This is a genomic window from Pseudoalteromonas sp. 78C3, assembly GCF_002836695.1.
GTDB lineage: Bacteria > Pseudomonadota > Gammaproteobacteria > Enterobacterales > Alteromonadaceae > Pseudoalteromonas > Pseudoalteromonas arctica.
The window spans coordinates 38,534-63,997 of record NZ_PJAV01000173.1 but is presented as its reverse complement, the minus strand read 5'-3'; the positions used below and the strand labels follow the sequence as shown (position 1 = coordinate 63,997).

At 40.0% G+C, this 25,464-nt stretch carries 19 protein-coding genes and 1 other RNA gene; 9 read left to right on the top strand and 11 right to left on the bottom strand.

Annotated elements, in window-relative coordinates; translation table 11 throughout:
• Positions 1-12 precede the first annotated feature (12 nt).
• Both CXF76_RS19025 and CXF76_RS19020 read right to left on the bottom strand, forming a co-directional pair.
• Complete coding sequence (locus CXF76_RS19025) at positions 13-1,569, bottom strand: tryptophan halogenase family protein (RefSeq protein ID WP_101164374.1); 1,557 nt, start codon at positions 1,567-1,569, stop codon at positions 13-15.
• Between the two features lie 71 nt (positions 1,570-1,640).
• Positions 1,641-4,934 (bottom strand): TonB-dependent receptor, encoded by a 3,294-nt coding sequence (locus CXF76_RS19020; protein ID WP_101164373.1) that lies wholly within the window; start codon positions 4,932-4,934, stop codon positions 1,641-1,643.
• Between the two features lie 347 nt (positions 4,935-5,281).
• Between CXF76_RS19020 and CXF76_RS19015 the strand changes: the two genes are divergently transcribed.
• The 7 genes from CXF76_RS19015 to CXF76_RS18985 all read left to right on the top strand — a co-directional run bounded on the left by CXF76_RS19015 (position 5,282) and on the right by CXF76_RS18985 (position 12,067).
• A complete protein-coding gene (locus CXF76_RS19015; RefSeq protein ID WP_024590760.1) occupies positions 5,282-5,854 on the top strand; it encodes an RNA polymerase sigma factor in 573 nt (190 codons plus the stop codon).
• On the top strand, positions 5,847-6,950 hold the full coding sequence (locus CXF76_RS19010) for a FecR family protein (protein ID WP_101164372.1): 1,104 nt from the start codon (positions 5,847-5,849) through the stop codon (positions 6,948-6,950). Before CXF76_RS19015 ends, CXF76_RS19010 begins: the two co-directional genes overlap by 8 nt.
• Before the next feature lie 36 nt (positions 6,951-6,986).
• Positions 6,987-8,417: a sugar porter family MFS transporter gene (locus CXF76_RS19005; RefSeq protein ID WP_101164371.1), complete on the top strand. Its 1,431-nt coding sequence runs from the start codon at positions 6,987-6,989 to the stop codon at positions 8,415-8,417.
• A gap of 380 nt (positions 8,418-8,797) precedes the next feature.
• Positions 8,798-10,057 carry an OmpP1/FadL family transporter gene (locus CXF76_RS19000; protein ID WP_101164370.1) on the top strand — a complete coding sequence of 420 codons (1,260 nt, stop codon included), beginning with the start codon at positions 8,798-8,800 and terminating at the stop codon, positions 10,055-10,057.
• Between the two features lie 2 nt (positions 10,058-10,059).
• Positions 10,060-10,473 carry a YeeE/YedE family protein gene (locus CXF76_RS18995; RefSeq protein WP_021032090.1) on the top strand — a complete coding sequence of 138 codons (414 nt, stop codon included), beginning with the start codon at positions 10,060-10,062 and terminating at the stop codon, positions 10,471-10,473.
• Between the two features lie 3 nt (positions 10,474-10,476).
• A complete protein-coding gene (locus CXF76_RS18990) occupies positions 10,477-10,878 on the top strand; it encodes a DUF6691 family protein (protein ID WP_101164369.1) in 402 nt (133 codons plus the stop codon).
• Between the two features lie 94 nt (positions 10,879-10,972).
• Positions 10,973-12,067 (top strand): mechanosensitive ion channel family protein, encoded by a 1,095-nt coding sequence (locus CXF76_RS18985; RefSeq protein WP_101164368.1) that lies wholly within the window; start codon positions 10,973-10,975, stop codon positions 12,065-12,067.
• A 33-nt stretch (positions 12,068-12,100) separates the two neighbouring features.
• On the opposite strand, the gene CXF76_RS18980 is transcribed toward CXF76_RS18985, so the two are convergent.
• The 5 genes from CXF76_RS18980 to CXF76_RS18955 all read right to left on the bottom strand — a co-directional run bounded on the left by CXF76_RS18980 (position 12,101) and on the right by CXF76_RS18955 (position 18,331).
• The gene (locus tag CXF76_RS18980) at positions 12,101-14,236 is read right to left on the bottom strand and encodes a TonB-dependent siderophore receptor (protein WP_101164367.1); all 2,136 of its coding nucleotides are present in this window, start codon (positions 14,234-14,236) and stop codon (positions 12,101-12,103) included.
• A gap of 219 nt (positions 14,237-14,455) precedes the next feature.
• Complete coding sequence (locus CXF76_RS18975; RefSeq protein ID WP_101164366.1) at positions 14,456-14,767, bottom strand: EthD family reductase; 312 nt, start codon at positions 14,765-14,767, stop codon at positions 14,456-14,458.
• Between the two features lie 628 nt (positions 14,768-15,395).
• Positions 15,396-16,922, bottom strand: coding sequence for an acetyl-CoA hydrolase/transferase family protein (locus tag CXF76_RS18965; RefSeq protein WP_101164365.1), 1,527 nt, complete (start codon positions 16,920-16,922; stop codon positions 15,396-15,398).
• Between the two features lie 297 nt (positions 16,923-17,219).
• Positions 17,220-17,316: signal recognition particle sRNA small type (gene ffs, locus CXF76_RS18960), an RNA gene on the bottom strand.
• A gap of 139 nt (positions 17,317-17,455) precedes the next feature.
• Positions 17,456-18,331: a DUF3014 domain-containing protein gene (locus CXF76_RS18955; RefSeq protein WP_101164364.1), complete on the bottom strand. Its 876-nt coding sequence runs from the start codon at positions 18,329-18,331 to the stop codon at positions 17,456-17,458.
• Positions 18,332-18,570: 239 nt separating this feature from the next.
• On the opposite strand from CXF76_RS18955, the gene CXF76_RS18950 reads away from it, so the two are divergent.
• The gene (locus tag CXF76_RS18950) at positions 18,571-19,716 is read left to right on the top strand and encodes a patatin-like phospholipase family protein (protein WP_007584072.1); all 1,146 of its coding nucleotides are present in this window, start codon (positions 18,571-18,573) and stop codon (positions 19,714-19,716) included.
• A gap of 9 nt (positions 19,717-19,725) precedes the next feature.
• On the opposite strand, the gene CXF76_RS18945 is transcribed toward CXF76_RS18950, so the two are convergent.
• Positions 19,726-21,699 (bottom strand): monovalent cation:proton antiporter-2 (CPA2) family protein, encoded by a 1,974-nt coding sequence (locus CXF76_RS18945; RefSeq protein ID WP_101164363.1) that lies wholly within the window; start codon positions 21,697-21,699, stop codon positions 19,726-19,728.
• Between the two features lie 133 nt (positions 21,700-21,832).
• Here CXF76_RS18945 and CXF76_RS18940 point away from each other — a divergent pair, with 133 nt between their 5' ends.
• Positions 21,833-22,729, top strand: coding sequence for a GGDEF domain-containing protein (locus tag CXF76_RS18940; RefSeq protein WP_024590733.1), 897 nt, complete (start codon positions 21,833-21,835; stop codon positions 22,727-22,729).
• A gap of 29 nt (positions 22,730-22,758) precedes the next feature.
• On the opposite strand, the gene CXF76_RS18935 is transcribed toward CXF76_RS18940, so the two are convergent.
• The 3 genes from CXF76_RS18935 to accA form a co-directional block, all read right to left on the bottom strand.
• Positions 22,759-23,112, bottom strand: a complete 354-nt coding sequence (locus CXF76_RS18935; protein WP_007581020.1) for a hypothetical protein — start codon at positions 23,110-23,112, stop codon at positions 22,759-22,761.
• Complete coding sequence (gene tilS / locus CXF76_RS18930; RefSeq protein WP_101164362.1) at positions 23,113-24,417, bottom strand: tRNA lysidine(34) synthetase TilS; 1,305 nt, start codon at positions 24,415-24,417, stop codon at positions 23,113-23,115.
• A gap of 83 nt (positions 24,418-24,500) precedes the next feature.
• Complete coding sequence (gene accA, locus CXF76_RS18925; protein ID WP_007581016.1) at positions 24,501-25,457, bottom strand: acetyl-CoA carboxylase carboxyl transferase subunit alpha; 957 nt, start codon at positions 25,455-25,457, stop codon at positions 24,501-24,503.
• Positions 25,458-25,464: the final 7 nt, after the last annotated feature.

Below are 25,464 nucleotides of genomic sequence, written 5' to 3'. Positions count from 1 at the left end.
TAAATTTTTAAGCTAAATAGTGCTAAAGCCATGATTCTTAATTTTATTTAACAATTCTCGGTTACTAGGTAAGTTAGTGACTGCTTGGTTTATCATGCTTTTATTTTTATCAAACTGACTTTTAGCAAAAGCAGTGTCTTTAAGCATATAGGCAGTTGTGCTGTAGTCACTTTTAAAGCCCATACCATATAAAACATATTGATAACTCGCCGCTGGAAACACCTCATTGTTACTTATAAAGTCGTGGTCAGCAGGGGCGCGGTATTGCCATAATTTCATTAGATCTTGTAGGCTTTGAGGAATCGTTTTTGGGTTTCTGTTATCGCTCCAAAATGCGTTATCGTCACGGGTTGATAAAATATAGTGTAGCTTTAAAAAGTCGATTATTTTCCCCCACCTATAACTAAACGTCTCATTAAAGCGCTTGGCGGTAATATCCATAATATCGCGGGTGTGGGGGAGTTGTTCGCTGATCATTTGCGCTGACATTTCTACTAATACCAATGCAGAAGCTTCAAGCGGTTCCAAAAAGCCAGCCGAAAGCCCAACTGCAACACAGTTGTTTTGCCAAAAGTGTGAGCGATGACCACTTTTAATAGGGATTTTTCTGATGGTGAGCGAATCAATTTTATCGCCTACATATTCTTTGAGTTTTTCTCTGGCTCGCGCTTCTGTACTATATTTACTCGAATATACGTAACCTACACCACGGCGGTGCTGTAAACCTATATCCCAAATCCAACCCGCTTCTTGCGCTGTTGAAATTGTGTGAGACGCAATGCTCTCATCTTCATTCTCATAAGGGACTTGCACTGCTAAGGCGGTATCAATAAACAGTACGTCATCGCAGGGCTTAAAGGGAACCTTGTAATGCTCGCCTAATAACAATGATGAAAAGCCGGTGCAATCGACAAATAAATCACCGCTAATTTCACCTTGTTGTTTTGTGGTAACGCTTGCAATATCGCCATTTTTAGCACTATTGACCTGCGTTACATCGGCTAAAATATGTTTAACGCCAAGCTGCTGCGTACAGTGTTTTTGTAAAAAAACAGCAAATTTTGCAGAGTCTAAATGGTAGGCATAATTGGCTATAGCAGCATATTCTGGTGTACAAATTGTTTTAGGGGCAAGTCCTTGCTCACAAATAGCTTCTTGATAACACACTGCGTTTGAAAAAGAAGTTAACTCAGCTGTGTTATTTAACCAATGCCCTGCCATATCAGTTTTTGAAAAGCCCTGCGGCAGAACTAATGGGTGATAATAAAAATCATCATTGCTGCCATCCACCCATTTGGCAAATTTTGCACCTTGCTTAAAGCTTGCCTCACACTCGCGTATAAAATCGGTTTCGCTAATACCAAGTGCTATTAATGTACTGCGCATGGTGGGCCAAGTGCCTTCACCAACACCTATAATTGGTACATTTGGTGATTCAACTAGCACAACATTAAGACCATCGGGCGTATTACTCTTATGATGTGCCGCTAATCGACCTGCTGTTAGCCAGCCCGCTATACCGCCACCAACGACAACCACTGTTTTTATTTTTTTATTTTGCTGGTTCATACTTGTTACCTATAAAGGCATATTTAAAAAGTGGCTATTACTAAATGTAAAAGCCACTTTTATTATTTAAGTTAGAAACTACCACGAACACCTAACGCAAAACGTCGCCCGCTATCTTCAACCATTAGTAATTGATTAGAAAAGCGACCACGTTTGTGTACGTATTCTTCGGTTAAGTTTATACCTTCAAAGAACACCGATACATTTTCGGTAATATCATAGCTTCCACTGGCATCGAGTTGTGCATAGTCTTCCACTATAGTGACACCATCACCATTTAACTGCGTAAGCGACTGTACAAAACTGTCACGCCAGTTATAAGCTAAACGCGCCTGAAATGGCCCATTTTCATAAAAACCAACCACATTGTAAGAATCGCTTAAACCCGTTAATGCAAATACCTGCGTTATATCTGCTGGGTCTAATTCTGCATCACTATCAACAAACGTTGCATTAACCACAAAGCCAAAGCCACTATCAAAGCTATGCTGTAGAGCCAGCTCCCAGCCGTCAACAATTGCCGACTCGCTATTATTTGGTAACGTATTGGTAAACACGGCTGTAGAGTCGGCAGCATCAGAGTTATCTACATCATTGCCTGTAGAAGGGTCTGTAAGTAACCCACCACCAGCAAGCTCGAACGTTAAGTCTTCAGTGGTGTTTATAATGAAGTTAGCAACGTTTTTTCTAAAGTAACCAGCTGATAAGTAACTTGCGTCGGCGTAGTACCACTCTAGTGATAAATCTAAGTTATCTGAGGTAAATGGTTCAAGTGCAGGATTACCTGAGCTTGATGTTAAGTTGCCACCTTGGCGAGTAGTTTCGATAACAGTCACTGGCGACATACTATCGAGCGTTGGGCGCGTTATCGTTTGTGATACGGCAGCACGGGCTATCAAATCGTCATTAATTTCAAGCTTTACACTAAAGTTAGGCAAAATAGCTTCGTAATCTGAGCTTGATGAAATATTTTTTACTGCACCAAAGTTAGCCAACATCTCGGTTTTATCTAAAATAGTTAGCGCGCTAACTGGCTCATCTGTGCCTTTTACTTTTACATCGGTACTTTCATATCTAAACCCAGCAGATGCGTATAATGGCATGCCTGCAAGCTCGGCCTCAAAATCAAATTCAGTATAGAATGAAAAAGTATCTTCGGTGATTTCAAACGATTTATTGCGTTTAACTGCATCAAAACTAATAGGCTGACCATTCGCCGCAGCTATTTGCTCAAGGTACGCAAAGTTTGCCTCTCCATCATGTGCAAGCCATGACGTTGGCATACGACCGCTACCACTTACATCGCCTAAAAAGTCATCTCCAGCATCAAATACAAACTGCGCTAAGCCGTCCATGCTCGGAGCATCTGGGTAACCACAAAAAGTACAATGAATACCAACGCCTTCGTTATCCCAACGAGCTAGGTTCTTAGTTTCAGTTGAGTACATGGCACCAAATTTAACCGCGATTAACCCCGATGTACCTTCGTTATTCCATACACTATCCCAGCGAAATTGATCAACAGTATCCTCAACAGCCCAACCACGGCGGAGCATTACATGTGCTCGGCTATTTGCTGTATCTAAATGATTAGACACTCCATCAGGCGTTACCCCTGGATCGTAAGCCACACCATTCAGTTCTTGTTGGCCACTGTAAATATTAGGGTTAGCTGTGGCAAATTCACTGGCGTAAGGCAAAATGCCACCGTCTACTTCAAAGCGCACTCGGTTAGCATAGCCAATCAACGATAGCTGATCGCCACCGCCATTATTAGCCTCACGCTCGGCTTTTGAGTGGCTCAAATCAAACTTCATATTTAAGTTATCGTTTACATGCCAATCAAAGTTTAAACCTAATGCGCTAGAGTTGGTTAAACGATCAAACTTTTTAGCGTGCATATCGGTGGCAAGGCCTACCTCTTGATATAAATCAACCACAGTGCCATTTTCATCAACAGTTGGGCCTGCTGCATCACCAAAGCCTTCTAAGTTTGGTGCTGTAAACCAGTGCCCGTATGAAGTTGTATCGGCCTCTACATCAAAATCGGAGTAAAGTGCGTCAGCAGTAATCACTAAATCATCTGATGGGGCATACTGAATAACTAAGTTGGCATTAGTGCGTGTGCGTGTTTCTGTAGTAACTTTATGATCGTAATTACGTGGCGAAAATATATTACCACTGTAAGCTTGCCCACTTTGAGTTTGCGGGTTTGAAACACCGACGTTTTCGAGCCATCCATCTACTTGAGCTTGGTTTAAGCGTGTTTCGCGCTCTTGGCGAGAAACGGCAAACAACAAACCCAGTGTGTCATCATTAAATGTATTACTAATTAACCCTGAAATTTCTGGTGTGGTTTCTTCGCTATTTTCATCGTAAATACCTTTAACACTACCCGCTATTTTAAAGCCACTAATCGCAAATGGACGCGCCGTATTAACGTTTACTGTTGAGCCAATACCACCAGATTGCATAGTGGCCGTTGAGGTTTTAAATACATCTAGGCTTTTAACCAATTCTGATGCAATGGTATCAAAGCTAAATGCACGGCTTTGATTCTCTGATGCCATTTGGCGTCCGTTTACTAGTACAGTATTAAACTGCGGGCCAAAACCACGCACCGTAATAAGCTGCCCTTCGCCGCCTGAACGGTCTATTGAAACCCCAGTAATACGTTGCAAAGACTCGGCTAAATTTGTGTCAGGAAATTTACCAATATCTTCTGCTGAAATGGAGTCAACCACGCCACCGGCTTCTCTTTTTGCATCCATGGCTCGACCAAGCGAGCCTCTAATTCCGCGTACTTCTATTATTTCTGGATCTTGTACTGCTGTTTCTGCAACTGCAGGAAGGGTTGCCATTGTGCTTAATACAGCTAGTACAGCACTCGACACGCCATTTTTTTTATAGTTAGCCATGTTGTCAGTTCTCTCGAAGCTAGGGTCTATTAAAATAGAAATTTGCCCATCTTCGCTAACTTGCATTTGCAAGCCGGTACTGTCGAGTAAAATCTGTAATGCATTTATTATTGAATACTCGCCAGTAATAGTATTTGTTTGTAACTGTTGAATTTTATCCAACGGAAAAAGCAAAGTAATATCGGCTTGCTCGGCAAAGTTTATTAGCGATAAATCGGCCCTTTGTCGAGGAATGTTAAACATTGCTTTTTCGTCCACCGAGCTCGCTTTCACCTCTGTGGTGACTAAGCTAAAAACAAGCACATATAGCGGTAAACAAAGTGGCAAATGTATACATTCCATGCGTATAGTTTTTGGCCATACACAGAATGAAGACGAGTGACTTTTTATTTTCCTCCATAAATATTTTTTATTTTTTTCAAATAATTTATTTTTTTGACTAGCCATACTTATTATTACTAAACCTTTATTATTTTTTGGTGTGCAAAAAAAATGTTGTGGGGTTTCAACTAAAAAAGTTAAATATATTTTTATATTAATTAATTGGTTATATGAACACGTATAATTATAGAGCTAGCCTATACGTGTTAATAATTTGAAAAACTGTAGTACACTTGGTATTCAAATTACAAGCTTTTAACAACAAGGATTGATAGTGCCTGCAATTTTACAAATAGAAAAACAATTTATTTTAAAATTGAGTAGCGGATTTTTTATTACCAATCGTCTTAAGCTGTAATGGCAAAACAATAACAACAATTGCCAAAACCACACACACACGAGACACACACTCAATGACAAAAGACACACTATTTTATAAGGCTTATCTGGCCTCGCGCAAAGGTCTCTCAAATGTAGTGGCACGCATAGTACCTCCACATGAAATTGAAGACATTGTGCAAGAAACTTACGTGCGAATTTGTCAAATAAAAAACACTGAAAACATTAGCTCACCAAAATCTTTTATTTATAAAACGGCGCGTAACCTAGCGCTCGATTATCAAAAGCAAGCCAATATACGACTAGTCGATAGTATCGACAACATGGAAGCATTAGAGCAACTCTTAGCAGAACATCAGAAAGACGAAATGTACGAAAATGCGCTAACCGATTGCGAATTTTCAAATTTTTGTGAAGCTGTCAGGCTTTTGCCTGTTCAATGCCGTAAAGTGTTTGTATTAAAAAAAGTGTATGGTTATTCGCAGCGAGAAATTGCTGCTCAATTAAACCTTAGTGAAAGTACCGTGGAAAAACATATAGCAACCGGCGTAAAACGTTGTACGCAGTTTATGCGTCAATCTGAAAAAAGTGTGTATGGCAAACCGAACTCTTCTTCACAAAAAAGTGCTGGAGGTAGTCATGAGTAATGTCCACCATATAAGCGAACGAAATAATAAGGCCGTCGAAGACGCACGCCTTGATTGTGCTAGTGAATGGCTTGCCAAGCTCGATAGAGGTTTAACTAAACCCGAAAAAGACGCATTGCAGCTATGGTTAGCTCAGTCATATAAAAACGTCGAAGTATTGCTTGAAGTTGCACACCTATGGGACAAGATGGGTGAACTTAGCCGCTTATCTGATCTATTCCCGCAATCACAATCTAGACAAAAACGCCTCCCTGTGTGGTTAGGTGCAACGGCCGCTTCTGTTTTATTGGCTGTTGCACTTAGCTTTTTTCAAGAAGCATTTAATTTTTCATTTTTTTATCCCGTTAATCAGTCAGCTGTTGTCGCTAAGCAACTTAACTTTCAAACGGGTGTAGGTGAAAGCAAAGACATAATTTTGCCAGATAAAAGTGAAATCACATTAAACACTAATAGCTTTGTACAAATAAGATATACCCGAGACTCTCGAGTAATTAACTTACTGCGGGGCGAGATACATATAAATGTGGCGCATGATAAGACACGGCCTTTGAGTGTTATTGCTGGTGATAAAGTTATTCAGGCAGTAGGCACTGCGTTTAATGTTGAAGTGGGTAAAAAACAAATAGAGTTAATAGTCACTGATGGCAAAGTGCTTGTTGCCGAACAAACTAGTTCGCAACCATCAAACCTCCAAAAAAATGGAACAAATAAGCTTGGTAAATATTTATCAAATAACTCTACAGCAGTTTCTAAAGGTGAAAAGCTCGATTTAAGTTTCAAAGGTAAAATAGCTAAGCACGTTGAAAAAGTAGACCCTATAGATGTAGCGGCTAGTCTTTCTTGGCGTAAAGGAAGCCTTATTTTTAGAGGCGAATCTCTTGCCGATGCCATGGCCGAGATTAGTCGATATACGAATATAGACTTTGAGCTTTCTGATGATGAGCGTTTAACAAGGGTACAAGTCGCTGGTATGTTTAAAACAGGCGATGTTAAGGGCTTATTAGAAGTATTAAATAATAATTTTAATATTAGTTATGAAAGAATTAGCCCAGATAAAATTCGTTTAAATTACGCAGATCCAAGCGCTTCAATATAGTACAGTACACAATAATAAAAATCAGGACACACAATCATGACATCATCTTTATCGCCGAGGAATAATAGCTCGGCGCACACATCAAACACGTGCTCACTTTTTTACGTAATTTTTATCTCTGCCGTTGCTGCTATTGGTGGCTTTTTATTTGGTTTTGACTCGGGCGTTATTAACGGCACGGTGTCGGCACTCGGTAATGCATTTAATTCAAGCAGTGTAGCTACGGGCTTTAATGTAGCGTCTGTGTTACTAGGGTGCGCCCTAGGTGCGCTGGCTGCGGGGCCGCTGGCTGATAAGTTTGGTCGCCGTGCAATTATGATCATCACCGCGATTATTTTTGCCATTAGTGCATTTGGTTCGGGCATTAGCGAAAGCTCTGCGGAGTTTATTTTTTACCGTTTATTTGGTGGTTTAGGTATTGGTGCTGCATCGGTATTAGCGCCAGCTTATATTGCAGAAGTTGCGCCACCAGCACTACGTGGTCGTTTAGCTACATTGCAACAACTCGCTATTGTATTGGGTTTATTTGCTGCTTTTTTAAGTAACTACTTAATTGCTGATGCAGCAGGCAGCGCGCAAAATATTTTAATGCTTGATATAGCCGCTTGGCGCTGGATGTTTTGGGCTGAGCTTGTGCCTGCTGTACTGTTTTTAGTGGGTGTTTTGTTTATTCCTGAGTCGCCTCGTTATTTAGTGGCGCAAGGTAAAGTAGGCGATGCAAAAGCGGTATTTAGTAAAATATCGAACGACAATGTTGATGCGCAAATAAGCGATGTAAAACGCTCATTGCACAGCGATACAAATCCAAGTATTCGTGATTTATTTATTGATGGCAGTAAAAAAGTACACCCAATTGTTTGGGTGGGTGTGGCGCTGAGTGTGTTTCAGCAATTTGTGGGTATTAACGTGGTGTTTTATTACGGCTCTGAGCTTTGGCAGGCCGCTGGGTTTGATGAGTCGCAATCGCTGTTTATAAATGTGCTCACAGGTACTACTAATATTGTATCGACCTTTATTGCCATTGCCCTAGTTGACAAAGTTGGCCGTAAACCACTGCTATTAGTAGGCAGTATTGGTATGTTTATTAGCTTAAGCGCGCTTACTTATATATTTGGCAGTGCAGGCCTTGATGAAGCAGGCAAACTTGCACTTAGCGATAACATGGGTACGTTTGCGCTTATTATGGCTAACTTATTTGTGGTGTTTTTTGGCTTAAGTTGGGGCCCAATTGTATGGGTATTATTGGGCGAAATGTTTAATAACCGTATTCGTGGTGCTGCCCTTGCCGTTGCGGCTAGCGCACAATGGATTGCTAACTTTGCAATTACCATGACCTTCCCTATTATGCTGGCTAACATTGGCCTTGCTGGTGCTTATGGCTTTTATGCGTTATCGGCACTTATAAGCATATTTTTTGTTGTTAAATACATTAAAGAAACGCGCGGTAAAACGCTCGAATCTATGTGATTTTTTAAAAGCGGTGATATTAATCGCCGCTTTGCTTTTACATACAATGGCGTTATTTAAGAGTGATTGTTTGGATGAGCTAAACGTTAACTAATAAATATATTTTAAACTGCTGTTAATACGTAAACGCTCCTTTTACCAGCAAGCTTTTACTACCAAAGTTTATAGCTACCGATTGCATACTTAAATATCACTACAGCTCAATACGTTAGCGAAACTTTTAATTTAAGTTAAGGCTGAATAGCAATCTACGCTCATTTATTTTAACTTTATAACCATTGCCGTATTACCTTTTATTATAACTAATCTATTTAAATTCCTTTTTAGAATATCAAAAATTAGCTATTGTCCGCCCATTCCAACTTTATGTATTTACTAAAATGAAAAAACAGTTAATTTCAGGCTTAGCTTTAACGTGTGCGTTAGGTTCGTTCAGTGCATTTGCTACTAATGGTTATTTTACTCACGGCTATGGCATGACCCACAAAGGCATGGCTGGCGCAGGTGTAGCACTGTCAGAAGAATTAATGTCTGGCGCTAATAATCCAGCAACCTTTTTACCTAATGGAACAGAGCTATCTCTGGGCTTAGAGCTTTTTTCACCTAAACGAAAATATACTGCATCAAAAGTAGATACTTTTTACCCTGGCGCATTTTATCTTGAAGCAAAAACACAAAAAAGCGACAACACTGTATTTGCAATTCCAGAGTTTGCTATTGGCCATCAATTAAATGAAAAAGTAAATATTGGATTATTAGTGTATGGCAACGGCGGTATGAATACCGAGTACGGCGCAGAATCCTCTCCTGAGGGGACTTTTTACGCTGGTACGACGGGCGTTGATTTAAAACAACTCTTTATTAGCCCAACAGTAAGCTATGAGTTGAATGAACAAACACGCCTTGGTGTATCCCCTATTTACGTGGTGCAACAGTTTGAAGCACAGGGGCTTGGAAACTTTGCTCCTTTTTCGCAATCACCCCAAGCGCTTACAAATAATGGCGCCGATACAAGCACAGGCTTAGGCATTCAACTAGGTATTAGCCAAGATATAAATTCGTCATTAAGCTGGGGAGCAAGTTACCGCTCATCAGTGTCTATGCAAGAATTTGATAGCTATAAAGGTTTGTTTGCAGAGCAAGGCGGATTTGATCTGCCAAGTTCGTTTCAACTTGGTGCAGCTTATAAGCTTACACCTAGTAATCAGGTAGTATTTGATTGGCAAAAAATAAATTACAGCGAAGTAAAAAGTATTGCAAATCCAGTCAATAACTTGATGTCAGCGCCTTTAGGAGCTAACGCAGGCGCTGGGTTTGGCTGGAACGATATGACTATTTATAAGCTTGGCTATCAGTGGCAGCGTACATCGCAACAAAAAATTCGTTTTGGGGTGTCTTACACCGAGCAGCCTATTCCTTCTTCTCAAGTTATATTAAATATTTTAGCGCCGGGTGTTCAAGAGTGGCATTTTACTACTGGCTTTAGCCATTCTTTTACCAACAAGGTACAATTAAACGCTATGGCTTTTTATTCGCCAGCAAAAAAAGTAACGGGTGCTAACTACTTAGCGCCTAATCAACAATTATCAATCGAAATGAAACAAACCGGTTTAGGCGTTTCTATTGTTTGGGAAATTTAAAAATGATAACAGAATTCACCCCAGTATCGGCCGCAATAGGCGGGGCATTAATAGGTATAGCGTGTACGTTATTACTGGTTTTATACGGAAAAATTGCGGGTATATCAGGCATTGTTAAATCTGTATTCGCTAAAGCAAATTCAGACTCTCGTTGGCAGTTATACTTTATTTTAGGGTTATTGTTGGCAGGAGTGGCTGTAAGGGTATTTGCACCTTCTTTATTAGAAGGCGAATTGCAATTACCGCCTTGGCTTATTGTTGTTGCAGGGCTTTTAGTTGGCGCTGGTACAACGTTAGCTAATGGGTGCACAAGTGGCCATGGTGTGTGCGGCATGTCGCGCTTTTCTACTCGCTCTTGGGTTGCAACATGCACATTTATGCTTGTCGCCTTCATTACAGCAAACCTTGTAGGATAAATAATGAAAGCAATTATGATGGTTGTTATAGGCTTTATATTTGGCTTAGGACTTATTGTTAGCGGGATGACAAACCCAGCTAAAGTGATTAACTTTCTTACCTATGGAAACCAATGGGACGCAAGCTTAATTATAGTGATGGTTGTTGCCATGCTAATAATGATGCTTACATGGTTATGGGTTGCAAAAAAAGAGAAACCACTTATTTCAGGAACGTTTAATTTAAGTAATTTAAAAAATATTGATGCGCGCTTAATTATCGGCTCAGTACTTTTTGGTTTAGGCTGGGGTTTAAGTGGTATATGCCCAGGCCCGGGTTTGGTTCAATTAGTATCTCTTAAAATGGAGTTTTTATTATTTTTTGCAGCCGTACTAGCCGGTATGTGGTTAGCCAAAAAAGTATAATATTTGCTGCCGACTAAACTCGGCAGCTACTTTACCCAAACAAAGGTACATAACTTGCTGCAATATATAAAACTATATTGAACAGGTTTAAGTTATGCTAAATAAAGCGCTGGAATTTTCTAACAACACACCTTGGTTAGGCGCAGCGTCCTCCCTTTTACTTATAGCTATACTACTGTTTTTAATTCGTTTTTTTGTAATGTACTGGCTAAAAAAATGGACTTCAAAAACCACGTTTATATTCGATACTTTACTAATAGAGTCAATATCTAAGCCGCTAACACTGTGCACAATTATTGTGCTACTCACCATTTTAGAGCACGACACTTTCATTATTAGTACTTCTATTTCTCAACAGATCCCTTTTAATAGCATTAATATTGTATTAGCGCTGCTTGCACTTATTATGTTTTTAGACCGCTTTATTATTGGCACTATTAATTACTATGGTAAACAATCTGCCGTGGTTTTTAATTCAAAAAGCATAATTAAAGGCGTGATACGCGTTACATTATCGTCAGTGGGTTTGCTGGTATTAATGGGCACGTTAGGTATTTCTATTACGCCCATTATTGCCTCGTTAGGTATTACATCACTGGCTGTTGCCCTTGCTTTGCAACCTACCCTCGAAAACTTTTTTTCTGGCGTGCAGCTAGTAATAGATAAACCTATAAGGGTGGGTGATTTTATTGAGCTTGAATCTAAGGAGCAAGGCTTTGTTGATCATATAGGCTGGCGATCTACATGGGTTAAAATGCTACCTAACAATATGATTATTATACCTAATAGCCAATTATCTAAGTCGCGTATTATTAATTACTTTTACCCTGAAAAAGAGCTAAGCGTGCCTGTTGATATAAGCGTGCATTACGATTCAGATTTAGAATTTGTTGAGCAAGTAACACTTGAAGTGGCTCGTGAAATACTTATTTCACACGAATGGGGTGTTGATGATTACAATACCTTTGTGGTTTTTCATACCTTTGATAGATCAAGCATTAACTTTACGGTAATGCTTAGAGCTAAAGAATACTTTAATCGCTTTTGGGTTAAATCTGCTTTTATAAAAGCCCTGCATAAACGCTATAAAAAAGAAGGTATTGTAATCCCCTTCCCTATTACGGCTATTAACACGACTCAAGAAGCTGCTAAATTTAATAGTGATAAAAAAGTGCAAGGCGATACTTAAAAAAAGCGCGAGTGACTCTCGCGCTAATAAGTATTAAAACTTGTAGGTTATTTGCCCAATAATTTCACGAGGGCTGCCAGGAAAGTGGCCGTTTCGCTCACTAAATCCACTAACCGCGTATTCTTTGTCAAACAGGTTATTAATATTTACACTCAGTAATACGTCGTCAAAGCGACTCGTCCAGCTCATATCAAATACAGTAAATGGTTTTACTTTTTGGCCACTGGTACTAAGTTGCTCACTTACGTAATTTGCACCAAATGCAATTGATGAGTCAATTGAATCAATTGCGTAGCGAGTCCATAAACCTGCCTGGTGGCGTGGTGCATTAGCAAAGCGCGAACCATCTCCAAATGTATTTGAAAGCGTATCACCCGTTACGCCGTCTACCACTTGCGTATCGTTGTATGCGTAGTTAGCCGTTACGGTCCAGTGCGCTGATAAATCGCCGACTAAAGTTGTTTCAAATCCTCGGCTTTCTACTTCACCTATATTTAAAAGTGCAGCAATTCCATCCCCCGCTCCCGTATCGTCTGGGTTGCTCATTACCACGTTTTCTTTATTAATTTGGTAAATTGCAAAGGTGCTCATTATTTTGCCGTCGAGCCATTGGTTTTTCATACCCAGCTCGGTTTGCTTGCCGGTTTCTGGTTCTAAATTACCTTCGCCTTCTACATCCTCTTGGTCGGCTGACGATGTAGGATTAAAGCTCTCTGAGTAGTTAATATATACCGATGTGTTTTCTACTGGTTGATAAGTAACAGCAACGCGCGGCGTTATGTCGTTATCTGAGTAACTAAAACCAGTTTCTTGATTAAACTCTTTAAAATGGTCATAGCGTAGGCCTGCAATTATTGTCCACTGCTCGCCTATGCTAATTACGTCTTGCGCATACACACCAAATCGGTAGGTATCAACGCCATCGCGGTTCATGTCGGTGAGGTTATAAGTACTTGGATCGGTTTCACCGTAGTTTAAATTAAAAATATTTAAATTAGCGACGCCATCGGCCTCATATCGGGCACGTAAGTAGTCATATTCGGTATCAACGGTGTGGTAATCACCACCAAATAAAAACTGATGGGTTAATTGTCCTTGTCCAAAGTTATAAATAAAGTCGGAGGTTAAGCTTGTTTCTTCATTAGCGCGATATTGCTTGCGGTATTCACGCTTAATCGTTTCGTCGTCAATATTGGCAATGCCATCGCCGTTTACATCTACCCAACTTTGCGACTCATGGTAGCCTTGATCGCGTTCGTTATCCATGTAACGCAGTGTGCTACTTACAGAAAAATCATCACTAAAGTAATGACTTATCTCGGCTTGAAGTACCAAAGCTTCCATATTTTGATAATCAAACGACTCATTGGCGTTATAACTTGGGTCAACTAAAAAGTTGCCGTTGTCATCTACCGGTACGCCACGTAGGCGGTTTCCGCCTAGGTCTTGTTTAATGTAGTCAACACTTGTGGTTAGGATTGTTGAATCACTTAAATCAAATAACAATCCACCCGTCAGCTCGATGTTTTTTGAGTCAGCATTGTTTCGAAAGCTATCTTGCTCCTCATAGTAACCACCCAATCTATAAGCCATTGTATCGCTTAAACCACCGGTCATATCGAGTGATGCACCTCGGGTATTGTAGTTACCCAGAGTAAGCTTTAGTTCGCGTTTTTGTGTGTAGCTTGGCTTTTTAGTTACGTAATTAATCATCCCACCAGGTTCGCCACCGCCATACAAAGCAGAGGCTGGCCCTTTTAATACTTCAACACGTTCTACATTAAATAACTGCGGTACACCAAAGCCCGAATATGGGTCGCCACGCACACCATCGTAAAATACATTTGCGTCATCTCTAAAACCACGAAAAGTTACGCCTGAGTAGCTATATTCGCTCACTCCCGCAATAGATCGGTACAAATCGGTAATGTCACGAGCTGCTTGGTCAATTATAAGTTGCTCTGTTAACACCTGAGCCGATTGCGGAAGCTTAATAAGATCTAAATTAGTTTTAGTACCAATTTTACTTTCGGTTTCTAGGTAAAATTGCTGGGCACGGCCAGTTACTTCTATTTTTTCAATATCGTTATTTTGCTCTGCAAATGCCATATTAGAAAAAGCAGATAAAGACGCAGCAATACTTAATGCCAAATAATTAGGGTTAAACATGATAATTCCTGGGAGAAGTGTAGATAGCCAACAAGCTAAATGATAACTCTTATCATTTTCATAATCAACACAGGAGCGGGTTTAATACATCTAAATATTAGAACTAATTTTACTTAAAACAGAGCGCTAGCCCTTTTATTGCAGTTAAAATAAAACCCCTACTGTATTAAATACAGTAGGGGTTATTAAGTAATTCTTAAATTAGTTTTAGCGTGTAATTTACCCAGCAATATTGCTAATTTGAATTACTGGAGACACGTTAGTAAAATTAACTAAATCAGCCGCTATTACTTCTTGATGAGGTGCAAAGGCTTGCTGAAAAGATTCTACCGATTCAAACACTAAATGCCCCATAGCAATATAAGTTAGCGCTTCGCCCGGTGCGCCACCAGCTAAACCTGCATCTGCACTACTTGATATAAGCGCTTTACCAACTAACTCTGCAACTAGTGGTAAATGTGTTTTACAGTAGTAGTCCATATCGAAAGTAGCACTTTCATTATTTGGGTATAATACGCTTACTTTAATCATTACATTCTCTCTTTTATTTACTAAAAAATTTAAAGCTGTGCTAATAAACAGCTTTACAAACTAGTGTTCAAAGCGTCTTTTGAAATAGTATGAATCATACTTAAGTAAAAAGCGCATAAGTGAGCAGTCGCTCAATTATGTAGTATTCATGCTCATAGCGCCAGTAATTTGATTGCAATGCGTATTTTAATTAAGGTGATACTTCGCTAATTTACTTAAGTGCGGGTCGTTTTTTAAAAGGTTTGGGCGGTAAAGACTCTACAAAGTTAACGCACGTATTTACCCAATATGCTAAATCAGAATCAGACTCAAAACCTTCAGGCAAAATATAAACCAAGCCCTTAACTGGTTTTACTGCAGGTCGCTCTTCTCATCCTCTATCAAACGCCATTTAGTACCTCTTTTTTTAATAAGCACATCACACACTTAATAACGGTAATAGCACTTAAACCTAAGTGAATAAAATAATAAAAGGTGGTTGGGAAAGGTATGCAAAGAGTAGGTATAAAATTATTTTGGACTTACAGTTTATATCAAACCGCACTAATCAAAGCTGATTGAGCTGACACTAGTGCGGTTCAAAAGTAAGTATAAAACTTACTGATTGAATTTTAATAAACCAAAATGCTTATGCAGACAGTTGCACTGGAGCATCTGTTACAGATACTTTTTTCATGCTGCCTTGTTGTTCAAGGCGAATATGCCAACTAAACGCTTCTTCAAGTAAATGAGGGGTGTGCCCACCACGCTCACAAGCGCGCTCATAATAGTCTAACATCGCTTCGCGATATTCTGGGTGCACACAATGCTTAATAACTTGTACAGCACGCTCACGCGGCGCTAAACCGCGTAAATCAGCTAAGCCTTGCTCGGTTACTAAAATATCAACATCGTGTTCGTTGTGATCAACATGACTGGCCATAGGCACTACGCTTGAAATAGCGCCATTTTTAGCAATTGATTTAGTCACAAATATTGCTAAATGAGCATTACGAGCAAAATCACCCGAGCCGCCAATGCCATTCATCATCCGTGTGCCACAAACATGTGTTGAATTTACGTTGCCATACATATCAAACTCAAGCGCGGTGTTTATTGCAATAATCCCTAAACGGCGCACTATTTCAGGATGGTTAGAAATTTCTTGAGGGCGTAACACTAGCTTGTCTTTGTATTGCTCTAAGTTATTAAATACTTGCGCATTACAACGCTCCGATAAAACAATTGAGCTGCCCGATGCAAAACTAAGCTTACCTGCGTCAATTAGGTCAAACGTCGAATCTTGTAGTACTTCAGAGTACATTGTTAGGTCTTTAAAGTCAGAATCGAGTAATCCCATCATTACAGCATTAGCAATGTTACCAATGCCTGCTTGTAGCGGACCTAAATTAGCTGGCAATTTATTTTGAGCCACTTCGTCTTTAAAAAAGTTAACTAAATGGCGCGCAATAGCGGCGGTGTCTTCATCAGGGTCGGTAACGGTAGAAAACGAATCGCTTTGGTTAGTAAAAACAATTCCAACAATTTTTGCAGGATCAATGGGAATTGCAGTACTACCAATTCTATCATCTACTTTAACTAACGGCATTGGTTGGCGAGTAGGACGATACGAAGGGATGTATATATCATGCAAACCTTCAAGATTCGGGTTATGCAGCATATTAATTTCAACGATGACTTCTTTGGCAAAAATAGCAAAACTCGCTGAATTACCTACCGATGTAGTTGGCACAATATGCCCTTCTTCGGTAATGGCAACGGCTTCAATAACAGCCACATCAGGCATGGTTAATTGATGGTTACGTAAATGCTCAACCGTTTCAGATAAATGCTGATCAATAAACATAACTTCGCCGTTATTAATCGCTTTACGTAAAGTGCTATCTACTTGAAAAGGCATACGACGCGCTAAAATGCCCGCTTCTGTTAATAGCTTGTCGAGATCATTACCTAAAGATGCGCCAGTCATTAAATTTATTTTTATTGGATTTTTTTTGACTTGCTCAATTAACGCTCTGGGTACTGCTTTAGCTTCTCCGGCGCGAGTGAAACCACTCATCCCTACAGTCATTCCATCTTTAATAAATTGGCTTGCTTGTTCTGCCGGCATCACCTTGTCATGCAGGTTACTATTGCGAATACGTTCCAAGTGCATACTGAGCTCCTCTCTAAATTTGACATTATTCTAATCCTAACTTCGTACTACACAATCTAGACTTAAGTCGTATTTACGAATCGAGGATGAGCAACATCTTTAAAAGGGAGGTTAATTTACTTTTGATTAATACTATCATGTAGTTATTAGTAATATTTTTAACAAAAATGACATAACAATCTATAAAGTAATTTATAAAGTAATCTATAAATAAATAGTATTATTTAATTAGAGGAATTATTTTTGAGGAATTAAGTTTATTAGTTCAAACACCCAAATGAGGAATTTGGGTGGCAGTCTTATCAGCCACATCTCGGCACACACGTCACAAACTGTGGCTGCTCCCTTCCGGGCCTGACCAGGTTCGCCTGCTAGTGTTGCGAGAGGACCAATAAGACTACCATTGAGGGCCTTGGTTGGCGCGGGAGGGATTATCTCTACTTTTACTCTGTTATTCAAGGGATAATCTAAAAAGAAAGTGCGATTGCATACTTCATATACAATCGCGACGTATTTAGCTGTTTTAGTGCGTATTAATTGTTCTCTAACTGCGCTTTTATATTACGTAATGCTGCTTTTACTTTTTTCATATTTTCTGGACCCATACGTAAAAGCTGTTTTTGTGCATCTGGTAATTGCTCCCACTCCGAAAACGCATACTGGTACGTTACTGAATCACGAAGTAACGGCAAGTCACCTTCAGGCTCTGGCGTATCAAGTAATAAATCGATTGCATCGGTTAGCGTTTGATTAAACTCGTCATCGCCGTAACCAATTTCACTGTATGCATTATTAATAAGTGGCTTGTACTCTTCGTACATGCGAACGGCTTGCGCTGCACTCATACTGGTAAATATTTTCACATACGGTGTATAACGCTCGTAGCTGTTAGGGTTAATCGTTAGGATATCACCTTCATTCACGCTAAATTTTTCTTCTGGCTGTACAACAGGCATGTGTTTTTTAGCTATTTTTCCTTTTGCTAAGTTATCTACATATACCACACCACGACGAATAACATCGTCGGTCACCATTAAGCTCATTACTGAGTCGCTTAGGTACTCGTCCATTTTAGCAACAACAACTGCATCACTTTCGTTAAGCGTTGGTAGTGGCTCTACTTCTGGCACTGGCTCACTTGGACTTTGTGCTGGTACTTCAAGCTCTGCTGGCTTTTCTGGATTTACAGACGGCGCATCTACCACGGGGTCGTTCTCGGGTTTAAGCTCCATCATAGGTTGTTCTTTAACTGTGGGCTCTACCTCAGTGCGTGTTGCTTGCTCGTCACTGGGTGTAAGCAATACGAAGGCGGCCGCACATGCTACGACTATTAAAATAATAACGGCGAAAAGAATATTGTTATTAGGTGGACGTTTTTGAACATCTGATGCTTCTGGTTTATCTGACATACGAACTCCATAAAAATTAAAATGCGATATCACTTAGAGTACGCTAAGTGGATTAAATTCATTCTTACACAAATACTATTACATTTTATAATATGGCAATTATAGCAAAGTAAGTTACGTACTAAATTGGGTGATTAAACAATGTAATAAGTATTAGGGCAGTTATCCTTTGATTCTTCTAGCTTAAAGACTTACAGTTAATAAATAAAGTAAAGACGTAGAACAGTTTAACCACCAATATGAAAATCAAGCAAGTTGATCCACAAAAACCTAAAATTGCCTTATTACTCACAGGTGGTGGCGCACGAGCTGCTTATCAAGTGGGTGTGCTTAAAGCGCTAGCTCATAGTATGCCTCGCACTGCTCCATTGCCATTTAGAGTAATAAATGGCACCTCTGCTGGGGCTATTAACTCAGCTGCGTTAGCATGTTACGCCTCCTGTGCGCATTTGGCTGTACGAAAGCTTGAATCAGTTTGGAAAAACTTTTCAACCTCTATGGTCTATAAAAGTGATTTTTTAAGCGTATTTGGTCATATTGCGCGTAATATTTTAACGAGCTTTCAGTCAGAACATATTAACCATCCACCAGCGAGCTTGCTAAACAACCGCCCTCTGCGTGGTTTATTAAACGAAATTTTAGATTTACACCGCATTGAGCGCAATTTACATCGTAATTATTTAGATGCGCTGTCTATTACGGCCTCAAGTTATACAACGGGCGACTCTGTTGCATTTTTTCAATCTAATACGCAAACATCTTGGCAGCGTGCTAAACGCGAAGGCCGTGCAACTCGTATTAATGTTGAGCACTTAATGGCATCGAGTGCCATTCCTATGGTGTTTCCAAGTGTAAATATTTATAACCATTACTTTGGGGATGGCTCTATACATCAACTTTCTCCGCTGAGTCCGTCGATTCATTTAGGCGCTGAAAAAATATTTATTATTGGGGTCGACCAACCCAAAGAATTACACCCACCGGGTTACTCGCCACATTATCCGGGTCTATCTGCTGTTGCAGGGCATTTACTCGACAGTGTATTTACCGACACTATGCAATCGGATTTGGAGCGTTTAGCTCGTGTTAACCGAACATTAGGGCTATTACCCGCTCGCGACAAACATCAAGAACTTAAACAAATAGATACCTTTGTCATTAACCCTTCGCAAAACTTTAATGCCATTGCAGCTCAGTATTACGACGATATGCCATGGGCCATTAAAGTATTGCTACGTACCATAGGTGTAAAAAAGCATTCGCAATCGAGCTTAACCAGTTACCTATTGTTTGAAAAACGCTACACCCAGCATTTAATGCAAATTGGCTATGAAGATGGTATGGCGCAGCTGCCTAAGATGCGTGAATTTTTAGAGCTAGATTAATCTAAGTCACTATTCGATTCCGTCGAGCAGATAGTGCTCTACCCGCTCAACACGCCTTGGTTTACCTTGTAATACTAAAACGTCATTAGCCAATAATGTTGTTTGCGCTGATGGCGTATCTATTTCGGCTCCTTCTCTGCGCAGTGCTTTTACGAGCACTCGCCGCTTTTCTAAATTAAGATCTTCAATTGTTTTACCCACGGCATAAGCTTGCTGAGGTAGCGCTACAACATGTAAGTATTCTAATCGTTCACTGGAGGCATCTTCGCTATCTTTAAAATACCCTGCGTAAAAGCTTTGCATTAATGGATAACGATTACGACGTTCTTTACTTACTCTACGCACAATACGCGTCATCGGTACGCCCGACATAGACAACACATGCGACACGAGCATTAAGCTCGCCTCTAACGACTCTGGCACTACTTCGGTTACGCCTAGCCCTTTTAAATAATCTAACTGGCTATCGTCACGAGTACGAATAAGTATTTTAACATTGGGTGCTATTTGCTTTATGGCATCAATAACAACTTGCGCGTGATCAAGCTCTGTAAAAGTAATAATAACCAAGCGAGCTCGCTCTACTCCTGCGCACTTTAAAATATCTTTTTGTTTAACATAGCCAAATATAACAGGCTCACCTGCCGCTTTGCCTTCTTGTACTAAAACTGGGTTACTTTCGATGGCAACGTAGTCTATTGCTTCGGGCTTTAAAAAACGCGCTATAGTTTGCCCAACACGCGAAAAACCACAAATAACAACATGGTCGCTATAAAGCGTACTACTTTGTGGCTCACTCTCCAGCGCTAAACTAGGGCGATCGAGTATACCCAAACGCTTTAAAATAAATGGCGTTTTATCAATCAAAAATGGTGTAAATGCCATTGATAACACACCAAGGGCAATTAAAAATGAAGCTTGCTCTGAGTTTAATAACTGATGCTGGCCAGCAAGTGCGATAAGTACAAAACCAAACTCCCCCATTTGCCACAGCATAATGCCACAGGCGAGCGAGTCTTGGTTTCGCTCATGCATTAGCCGCGCACTAAGTGCTACTACTGTAATTTTTAATACGAGTAACCCAAGCAATGCGCCAATAATTATTACTATATGCGCCAGTACAAATAAAATATCTAACTGCATACCCACAGTTACAAAAAACAGCCCCATTAATATATCGCGAAATGGACGTATATCGGCCTCTAGCTGGTGCCTGTAATGGCTCTCACCTAACATCATTCCCGCTAAAAAAGCGCCCAATGCCATAGATAAGCCAAACATATACGTTAAAAAGCCCGCAAATAAGGCTACTAATATAGTGGTAAGCACAAACAACTCATCGGTTCGTACTTGCGCTATTTCTTTAAACACAATAGGCAATACCCATTTACCAATTGCCCAAAGAAGCACGCATACAAATGCGCCCTTACTTAGGGCAAACGCTAAAGCCCAACCAATACTTTGAGAGTCACTTGATGCAAATAAGGGGAATATTATTAATAGAGGAACAACAGCAATATCTTGAAAAAGTAGTACACCAACGGCCAATTGCCCACGGCGCTGATTAAGCTCACCCGTTTCTTTTAATAGCTTAACCACTACAGCCGTAGAAGAAAGCGCCATAATTGTACCAATGGTAAAACTGGTGAGTAGGGAAAAGTCTAAACAATATAAAATAATAATGAAGAGTAAGCTGGTTATACCTACTTGTAACGAGCCCAGCCCAAATACTAGGCTTCGCATTGCCATTAGCCGCGAAATAGAAAATTCTAACCCCAAACTAAATAACAAAAACACAATTCCAAGCTCTGCTACAAACTCTATTTCATGAGATTGCGCTAACCAACCAATACCATGACTACCGGCTAAAACCCCCGTTGCTAGGTACGCCAAAATAGGCGGCAAGCCAATGCGTTTAAAAAACCACACAAAAAGAACTGCTGCCACTAGCAAGCCAAAAATTTGAACATTAATACTCTGCAAATTCGGCCTCACGCGTCAATTAAACCAAGGGACTTACTTTAAATATAGCAACCTTCTGTTTTTCAGCAAGTTTTAAAATATGGCACAAAAATCGCTTAGTAATTGCAAAGCAACACCCTCGGGGGAGAATTTAATGGAAAACGTCCATATTTTGACGCAGCGTGTGTCTGGTCGCGGTGATTTTTTGCCGTTTTCGGCTGAACACTCGCCAACAAATGAAATAACAGAAACACATAAACTCGTTACAGAGCTACAAACTAGCTTAGTGATTGAGGATGTTTTAGCTATATACGCAAAATTTACAAAACAATTGTTAAATTTCTCTGGTTTACAGTTTCAGTCAACACTGGGAACTACACAAACATCACAGAGTGATACAAATAGTACACCCTATATTTTTGATTTGGCGATTGGTAAAGAACACTTAGGGCAGCTAATTTATTTTAGTAAATTCCCGCTTGGTCAAGCCATTGAGAAAAAGCTACATACTTTACATACTGCGCTGGTTTATCCACTTCGTAATGCGATGATGTATAGCCGTGTATTAAAGCTTGCCACAAAGGATGCATTAACCGGCTTAAATAACCGTAGTCAGTTTAATGACTTTTTACTGCAAAAGCTTGAAAACTGCCGTCGTTACCAGCGTCCATTTAGTTTAATGCTGCTTGATTTAGATAATTTTAAACAAGTTAACGACAACTTTGGCCATAAAATTGGTGACGATACACTTAAAGAGTTTTCAAAAGTACTGTGTAGCAGCATACGCGGCACCGATTCGGTATTTAGATTTGGTGGTGATGAGTTTGCTTTACTTATTGAAGACCCTGAGTTTACAACGAATAAAGTGATTGCTGAGCGGATAATGTGCTTAGTAAGAAAATCGCCCCTAATGTCTAAGTATAAAGTAACAACCAGTATTGGTTTTACTTTAGCTAACAGCCAAGACAGCGAAACTGAAATATTTGCTCGCGCCGATAAAGGTTTATACAAAGCAAAAGCATCTGGTAGAAACTGCGCAAAAGCATATTAGTCTTTACTTAACTGCATTAAATAAAAAGCCTAGCTTCCCCCGCTAGGCTTTGCACTTACCAATTTATAAATAAACAACGCGGCACAAAAACCAAAAAAGAATCCGCTAATTAAATTAAGTAATGCGGTAATAGTAGCAAGCGGTGTAAATAATACTAAAAGCAGTGGCAGGCTCACGCCTAAAATAAAAAACAATCCACCTTTACCTAACCAATAAGCTAATAAAAGCACTGCAGATACAATTCCACCCGCAACTGCATAACCTAGCGTAACTATATTTAGCTCAAGTAAAATATTAGCAATAATAGCTATAACGGCCGTTATTAGCATACCCATTGGCGCTTTAGTAACTAACGACAAACCAACATGCGGCTGTTTACTCATTTATTTACACTCCCAAAAAATACCATTTTCATCAATATGTTTAGCACTTATAAAATAACCAACCACTTGAACTAATTCATCATTATAAAAAATAAGCGGCACACTGGCGCGAAGCCAGGGCGCTATTTTTGCATCTTTAAACCAATGCTTAACTGTATTACTACCAGGCTTTTTAAGTGGTTTAATGCGTGCGCTATTGCAATCAAAGCGCACTACTACTTGCTCATTAGCGTGTGGAGGTCTTACTCCGCAACCGGTGCTTTTAATTAATAAGCGCCCGTCTGCCAGTTTTAGCTGTGAATGATTCAGCTCAATATCTGTTAATACTTCACTTGGTGTTACAAAATACAAATAACCTTGATGACGACGTATTTGCCCATCGAGCAAATCAATACGCATTTGTGCATCGTTTTTTGCGCGCATTGCTTGATTAATAATTTGCTCGAGCTGCTTTTGCGATGGCATCACTTGTGTAAATAGTGCAAGCCACGCACGTACTATATTTGCAATGCGCGCTGCGCTGTATTCGCTTATCTGGCCAATGCAAAGTGCTTGATGCTCGTTAATACACTTATTTAAATCAAGCTGAGTATATTCATCAAGTAATGTTTGTTGCTGCTGTAGTAGCTCAATACTTCGTGCAGTGCATTGTTCAAACCCATTAAAGCGCTCAGCTAACACAGGTACTATTTTTGAGCGTAAAAAGTTACGATCAAAACTTTCATCTGTATTAGAGTCATCGGTTATGTGGCTAACACTAAACTGCGTTGCAAACGCTTCTATATCGCTGCGAGCTACATTTAACAATGGTCTAAAACATATACGCCCACTTTGCAGCAAGCGCTCTTTATACATAGAACCTAGCCCTTTTAAACCTGAGCCACGCTTTAAGCGCAATAAAAACGTTTCTACTTGGTCGTTTAAGTGTTGGCCCAGTAAAATAATGCTGCCTTGTGGGCTTAGTTCATCAAGTGCTTTATAACGGGCGTCGCGTGCTTGGGCTTCAAGACTTGTGCGCGACTGCGGCTCAATAACAACTTTCGCAGTTTCAAAAGGCACATTAAGCTCAATGCATACGTTTTTGCAAAAGTGTTGCCAGTCATCAGCATACTGGCTCAAGCCATGGTGGACATAAATAGCCGATACATTAATTGCAGGGTTATCTACTTTTAAAGTGCGCATTAAATGCAACAACACCACAGAATCAACGCCACCAGAAAGCGCCACTGTAAAAGCGGTGTTACCTTGCTCAATATAGCTATTTAATGATTTTTTTAATTGCTGATAAATTGCTGATGTATGCATATGGGCGCACTTTTATATAAAAACTCTGAACATTTTAAAGCAAAAAAGCCGCATAAGCGGCTTTTTTTTAACATTTAATGTGTTTAGCAATAACCAAACGACATTAAACGTTTGTAACGTTGATCAAGCATTTCTTCAAGCGTAAGCGCTTGTAGGTCTGCTAAGTCACGTTTAAGGCGAACTTTTAAGTTACGTGCCATAGCATCGTAATTGCGGTGCGCGCCACCTAGAGGTTCATCAATTAAGTTACTGATTAAATCTAGTTCTTTAACTCGCTCTGCGGTTACACCCATTGCTTCTGCTGCAAGTGGTGCTTTGTCGGCGCTTTTCCAAAGAATAGACGCACAACCTTCAGGCGAAATTACAGAGTAAGTGCTGTATTGCAACATGTTAACTCTGTCGCCAACACCAATCGCTAATGCACCACCTGAACCGCCTTCACCAATAACCGTACATATTGTCGGCACTTTAAGTGTCGCCATTACTTTTAAGTTACGCGCGATTGCTTCAGATTGACCACGTTCTTCAGCGCCAACACCTGGGTATGCACCCGGCGTGTCGATAAAGGTCATGATTGGCATTTTAAAACGCTCAGCCATTTCCATTAAGCGTAATGCTTTACGGTAACCTTCTGGCTTTGGCATACCAAAGTTGCGTTTAATTTTTTCAGCAGTGTCACGGCCTTTTTGTTGGCCAATAACCATTACTGGTTCGCCATCTAAACGCGCAACGCCTCCTAAAATAGCCGGATCGTTAGCAAAAGTACGATCGCCAGCAAACTCGTCAAATTCCGTGAAAATGCGCTCGATATAATCTCGAGTGTAAGGACGCAACGGATGACGTGCTAACTGTGATACTTGCCAAGCGCCTAAATTAGAAAAAATCTCCTGTTTTTGTTTGGCACTTTTTTCTTTTAATTTGCTGACTTCCTCTTCTAACTCAAGGTCTAATTCGCCAGCGCGGCTTATATTTTGTAATTCTTCAATTTTTGCTTCTAATTCTGCAATTGGAAGCTCAAAATCAAGATAATTGAGGCTCATGCTCTAA